Source organism: Parafrankia colletiae (genome assembly GCF_001854655.1).
Lineage (GTDB): Bacteria > Actinomycetota > Actinomycetes > Frankiales > Frankiaceae > Parafrankia > Parafrankia colletiae.
This window is the reverse complement of the sequence record NZ_MBLM01000053.1, coordinates 1-5,923: the sequence shown is the minus strand read 5'-3', so window position 1 is coordinate 5,923 and position 5,923 is coordinate 1. Positions and strand designations below refer to the sequence as shown.

At 70.0% G+C, this 5,923-nt stretch carries 4 protein-coding genes and 1 pseudogene; 2 read left to right on the top strand and 3 right to left on the bottom strand.

Annotated features, from left to right (window positions below; translation table 11 throughout):
* Window positions 1–378: 378 nt before the first annotated feature.
* Window positions 379–609 carry a hypothetical protein gene (locus CC117_RS07990; protein WP_071083115.1) on the bottom strand — a complete coding sequence of 77 codons (231 nt, stop codon included), beginning with the start codon at window positions 607–609 and terminating at the stop codon, window positions 379–381.
* Window positions 610–1,305: 696 nt separating this feature from the next.
* A complete protein-coding gene (locus CC117_RS07985; RefSeq protein WP_071083114.1) occupies window positions 1,306–2,190 on the bottom strand; it encodes a 5'/3'-nucleotidase SurE in 885 nt (294 codons plus the stop codon).
* Window positions 2,191–2,790: 600 nt separating this feature from the next.
* Here CC117_RS07985 and lysA point away from each other — a divergent pair.
* Window positions 2,791–4,104, top strand: coding sequence for a diaminopimelate decarboxylase (gene lysA, locus CC117_RS07980; protein WP_071083113.1), 1,314 nt, complete (start codon window positions 2,791–2,793; stop codon window positions 4,102–4,104).
* Window positions 4,105–4,373: 269 nt separating this feature from the next.
* Here the strand turns inward: lysA and CC117_RS07975 are convergent, their stop codons facing one another.
* Complete coding sequence (locus tag CC117_RS07975; protein ID WP_071083112.1) at window positions 4,374–4,676, bottom strand: DUF1905 domain-containing protein; 303 nt, start codon at window positions 4,674–4,676, stop codon at window positions 4,374–4,376.
* A gap of 1,060 nt (window positions 4,677–5,736) precedes the next feature.
* Here CC117_RS07975 and CC117_RS07970 point away from each other — a divergent pair.
* A pseudogene (locus CC117_RS07970) lies at window positions 5,737–5,923 on the top strand (ABC transporter substrate-binding protein); the annotation flags it as partial.

The following is a 5,923-nucleotide window of genomic DNA, read 5'->3' as shown; positions in this document are numbered from 1 at the left end:
CGCCACCCGGCGCCGGCTGAGGCGACTTCGCCCGGCACGGAACCCGTGCCGGGCGATGGTCCTGTGTGGGGCTGGTGCCGCGGCTGGCAGCGGTGGTGGTGTGGCTGGCGGTGGTCGGGGCTCGCTGCGGCCGTGGTGTGGCTGGCGGTGGTCAGGGCTCGCTGCGGCCGTGGCCACGGCCATGGCCACGGCGGCCACGGAGGTGCCCGGGCCTCGCGGGCGGGATCAGACAGGCGTGGTCGAGCGGAACCTGCGTCCGTGACCTCGCGGGACGCACCGTCCGCCCGGACAGCGCGGCGCTGCCTGCTCCGTCCACCGGAGCCCCGGTTCGCGGGAGGACGACCGCGGCGGCGCACCGCCCGGCCGGGACGGAGCCGGTCATGCCGTGGAGCCGAACGCCATCACGCCGAGCATGCAGACCGCGAGCATGATCGTCATCAGGCTGGCCGTCGTGGCGAGAAGGGCTGACCGACGGTCGGCGGAGTCGACCCGGCTGGCGAGGCAGACGCGGTCGGCGATGTGGCCGCGGAAGGTCCGGTAGGCCCGGTCGACCTGCCGGATTCGCGGCGGCCGGGCGGCGCGCCGCCGCGCACTGTGTCGGCCGCTCATGCTGCACCCGCCTGCCACCGGCGTGACACGGACGCCCTGCCACCCACCGAACATGGATTCTCCGTTGTTTTTTCGGCTCCACTCAAGCCAGCCCGCGCGGGGATGGCCCCGCCACCCCGCAGCCCCCCGCGCACACCTGTCCCGTCCATCAATGACCGCCCTACCTCTGTGTTGTGCCGGGACCCACACCAGCTGGCCCGCGGCATACTGGCCGCCCCCCGCCCGTACGGGGGTGGAGATGGCCGGCCGGCACCCGGGAAATGCCAACAGCTCCACCACCCACCCCCGTTCGGGGTAGTGGAAACGTAGAGCCTTCCCTGTGCTCCGGTGGGGGGTCTGCCAGTCGGGCATGAAAGGTAGCCGTCGTGTTACGGCCAGATACCGCCCACCGTCGCGCGGGGGACGCATCGCCCGGCACGCCCGGCAGATCTGGGCCGCCGGCGGGCATGGACAGACCRCACGCGATTCGTCACTCCACGAGATCGGACTCGTTACGGCGTCAGACTGACCGCAACCTGGGACGTCGGATCAGGAACGGCGAGAAAGCCTGCTGGGAGCCAGCGTCATCCCCGCCAGCCGCCCTCGGGGGCAGGCCCGAAGGCAACTGCGCTGTCGCTGTGCGCGGACAGCCATGCGGCGGGAAGGCCATCGCCAGCATCGAGCCACTTTTCCGGCATTACGGTCAAACGTTAAAGATCAGCTGGGAGACGTCGTGGCAACACGGCCCTCGACCGGGATCTCGGTAAGCGTCGCGAAGCCGGCGGTGAAGGCCGCGACCTCCTCCTCCGGTTCGGCGGTGGACGCACAGTCCTGTCGGGCCAGTGCGGCAGCCATGTCGGGTAGCGACGGCTGGGTCTGGAGCTCCCTCAGTCCGCGCACCTCGCCGCCCACCGCGCAGTTCGGGATGTTGAGGTTGGCGACGCTCCCCCGCGGCCCGGCCGACGGCGCACCGTCGGCCAGCTCCGCCCGGTGCCGGGTGATCCAGTCGACGACCAGCGTGACGCCGGGACCGTAGTCGAAGCTGTCCGCGAACCCGAAACTCGAGGCGATCGCCGGAATGCCCCGCGATGCCGCGGCCCTGGCCGCACCGACCGTGCCGGAGAGGTCGACCACCGGGCCCAGGTTCTGGCCCTGATTGATCCCGGAGACGACGACATCCGGGGTGACGTGGAGAACGTCCAGCGCGACGACCACCGAGTCGGCGGGGAAGCCGTCGACGGCGGTCGCGGCAATGCCGCTGGCCGTCGTGGCATCCCGGTGCGTGGGGGTGGGTTGGGTCGTCCGGCCACCGGTGCCCGACTGGTTCGTGGCCGGTGCAACGACTGTCACGGTGACCCCGGGCAATGCGCGCAGGCCGCGGACGACCGCGTCGATGCCCGGTGCGCCCACCCCGTCGTCGTTGGTGACCAGGATGTCCAGCGGCGCGGGCCCGGCCGGGGCCGCCTCACTCGGGGAAGAGGAAGCGGAACTCCGGCCGGATTCACCACCGGCCGGACCTGCCCCGGTGATGTTGTCGCCACAGCCGGCCGCGGCACCGAGTGTGACGAGGGTGAAGAGTGCGGCGAGAGGCACCGCCGCCATGCGCGGCATGCCTGCGGCTCGGGGCCGCCTCCGGGTCGCGTCCCGATCCATGCCCTGTTGTCGCGCGCCCGTCACCGTGTTCTCCATGGTCGTCTCATCCGTGTCCTTGTCGGCACGACCGCAACCGGCCGCCCACCCGCCCGCCGCCTGCCCCCTCGGGAACAGCGGGCCCATTCATATCCCCTGACCTGTACATATCCGTTGCCGCCCCCCGATCGTTGCGGAGAATGTCACCCACTGTTCGCAGCCACGGTGAACGTCGTCAGCCGCTGCCAGGGCAGGCCGACGACCGGGCGGCGAACGGGAGCCCGAGAAGCGGCTCGGCGGAAGCCGCGAGGGGCGGCAGCCGCCGCGCGGACAGCCAGCCGGGACAGCGGCAGACCCGGGGCAGCAGCCGWGCGCGGGGCCGGCAGCAGGCACGCATGGGATGCGACGCGGGCTGGCGACCGCACCCGCCGCGCCGGACAACCGCACCGCCGGACGGCCGGTCACGGCGCGCGGGGGTGAACCGCACCGTGCCGTAGCCTCTAGTCAGCCTTTGCTGCCGAGACCGGTGATAGTGCCGGGTAGGCTGGCACCGGCCATCACGGTGAGGATGAGATGGACGAGTTTTCCTATCGCGACGGCGCCCTGTGGTGCGACCAGACGCCGCTGCGTGAGGTGGCCGAACAATTCGGCACACCGACCTATGTCTATTCGGCGTCGACTCTCGTCGACCATTATGTTCGGTTTGCCAAGGCGTTCGAGTCGATCGATCCGCTCATCTGTTTCTCCGCGAAGGCACTGAGCAATGTGCACCTGCTTCGTCTCCTGGGTGAGCAGGGCGCCGGTATCGACACGGTGAGCGGCGGCGAACTGCACCGGGCGCTGGCCGCGGGTGTGAATACCGAACGCATTGTTCTGGCCGGCGTGGGCAAGTCCGCCGACGAGCTGCGGGATGCTGTCCGGCGGGACATCCGCTGCATCAACGTCGAGTCCGAGGAGGAGGTCGCGCTCCTCGCCCGCATCGCGCGAGAGGAGGGTCGGCGACCACGGCTGGCCATCCGGGTCAACCCCGACATCGCACCTGACCTGCGTACCCCGGCCCGGACGACGACGGCCGTCCGCGGTGTGAAGTTCGGGGTGGACATCGAGCGGGCTGCCGCGCTGTTCAGCTCGGCCGCCGCCGACGGTTCCCTTCGGCCGGAGGGCATCCACGTCCACATCGGCAGCCCCATCTTCGATCCGCAGGTCTACGCGATGGCGCTCGAGCGGGTCCTGGCCCTCGTCGCCGAGATCGAGGCCGCCGGRCATCCGGTCACCACGATCAATCTGGGTGGCGGTTTCCCCGCCGAGTACTCGGCGGGGAGTGCTCCGGGCTGGGACGACTTCGCGGAGGCGATCTGCCCGCGGCTGGAGGGCTTCGTCGGCCGCGGTGGTCAGGTCATCTTCGAGCCGGGCCGGACCATCGCGGCGAACGCTGGTGTGCTCCTCGCCGCCGTCCGTTACCGCAAGCAGGCCGGCGAACGGCAGCTGGTCGTGATCGACGCGGGCATGACCCATATCGTCCGGGCCGCGATGTACGACAGCTATCACTTCATGTGGCCGGTAACGCCGGGCATCGAGATGGTTCCCCCCTCTCGGGACCAGCATTCACTCGACGACCTCGTCACCTATGACGTCGTCGGCCCGATCTGCGAATCGAGCGACTATCTGGCAAAGGGCCGTGCGCTCCCGGCGATGGCGGCCGGCGACCTCATCGCGATATTCGGCGCCGGCGCCTACGGCATGACGATGACGAGCAACTACAACAGCCAGCTCCGGCCCGCCGAGGTCCTCGTCGAGGGGGACCGGGCCCGGCTCATCCGCCGCCGCGAGACCTACGAAGACCTGGTGGCACTCGAACTGCTCGACGACACGCCGTCAGCGGGCTGACCCGGAAGCACTCACGCGCAATATCGGCGTATGTACTGCTGCCCCGGCCGTAGGGCCGGGGCAGCAGATCCGGAACGGCTCCCCGGCCTGGAGGCCGAGGGTGTGGGCGGTGAGGGCCGGCAGCCGGCGGACCAGACCTCCCGCCGAACTCCGCCGGCACCAGGTCCAGGTTGGTCGGCACCGTCTCGGATCGAACGAAGATCCGGTGGCACGCCTCCAGGGGTCGGCGCCGAACCTCGTGCCGAGCGGCACGGCCGGGCTGCCGGACATCAGATGTCGACGAGCTCGACGGTGACCGCCACGGCGTCTCCCACCTCCAGCTCCTCCGCTCTGCGGACGGCCCGTTTGACGGGCAGCACATAACTGCCACCCGCACTGTCCGGGAAGATCGACGTGGCCCAGGTGGTGCCCCCGACGGTGACCCGCACTCGTAGCGACCCGAAGCCGCGGCTTGCTCCGCCGGCACGGTCGCGGATCTCCGCAGAGACCTCTGTCGGCAGGCTGACAAACGTCCACGTATCAACGCGGCGGGCGTTCCACAGCCAGAGCTCGCCTTCGAAAACAAGGACCATGGTCCGAGCGTTTCACGCGGTACCGACAGTTCTGCGCCGGGGGCACCTCACCGGGGCCGTCAGCAAAGGCGCTATGGCACCAGGCGACTGATTTTCGCGGATACCTCTTTCTCCCGGACGGAGGAGCCGTCCAGAAATTTCGGCGCTCCCGCGACCGTGCCACCCGCCAACGATGCCGCGGAAAAGACATCTGATTTAGTCCCGGAGCGACGCCTGGCTGGCCGCACCGGCTCTCCGTCGCGAGCGGGAACGCCGCTACTGCGAAGCACTCCCCTGTTCTCTCTGTACGAGAGGCGGCCTACCGCCAAGTTCCCGACCCCACACCCATCCGACCGGCCGGTTATTGACTGACGCCAGGAGACGGGAACCGGGATCTAATAGCGGAATATCTCCGTCCGGAACGACCCGCAGACGGGCCACGGAACCGAGCGCCCGGCACCTGGTTTCGGCAGTGTGGCCGGCGTTTACGGGGTGGCCTCGGCTCTGCGGGAGCGACTGTGCTCCCCGGCCAGGACCGGTGCCGGGCACAGCCGGACGGCTAGCCGATCAGCGCGCGACCACGACCGCGTGGTGGACGACTGTGACACGTCCGCGCCGGCAGCGCCGCCCCCGCACCGCACGCTGCCGGGAGGCACCACCGACCGAGGTCAGGGCCAGGCAGGGACTCCGGGTGACGGTGGGGCGACGCCGGACGAATCGCCCGAAACCTGTCGGAAACGGGGCTACCGTAGCGCGACAGGAATCACACCGGGCTCCAGATGAAGCAGATCCGCGTTAGAGAAGGCCGGCAAGTGGGCCGACCGGACCGGGATTGACTTTGGATCGGATCGACGCCGGCCGCTCCACTTGCCGGCCAACGGGCCGTAGATCGGACCTGCTACTATCAGCCAAAAATTTCACTAAGTATGAACGTTTCGATGGGGGCACTGCCCAGTCTTCAGCCCTGTCTGATCTGACCCGGCTCGCCCYGCCCACCGCGGCCCAGATCCCCCATCACGATCGTTGTTTATTTCCTGTGGGGTTATTGATGCGCTCAGGCGGCTTGACAAGAAGGCTTGGGGTGGTGCTCRCCGCCGTCCTGGCCGCCACCGTCYCCGGATGCTCGGGGTCGGGCGGAGGCGGCGGGGAGGACGCCGTACCTGCCACCTGCGACAGCCCCGGTGTCACCACCGACACGGTGAAGCTCGGCTTCCTCTACTCGGACTCCGGCCTCGGCAGCGGCGCGCTGTCCGCCGCCCGGGCAGGTC

What these genes read in the sequence shown, in the direction of transcription:
- CC117_RS07990 (WP_071083115.1), bottom strand. Translation starts at nt 609, where the DNA reads ATGAGCGGCCGACACAGTGCGCGGCGGCGCGCCGCCCGGCCGCCGCGA.
- CC117_RS07985 (WP_071083114.1), bottom strand. Translation starts at nt 2,190, where the DNA reads ATGGCGGCGGTGCCTCTCGCCGCACTCTTCACCCTCGTCACACTCGGT.
- CC117_RS07975 (WP_071083112.1), bottom strand. Translation starts at nt 4,676, where the DNA reads ATGGTCCTTGTTTTCGAAGGCGAGCTCTGGCTGTGGAACGCCCGCCGC.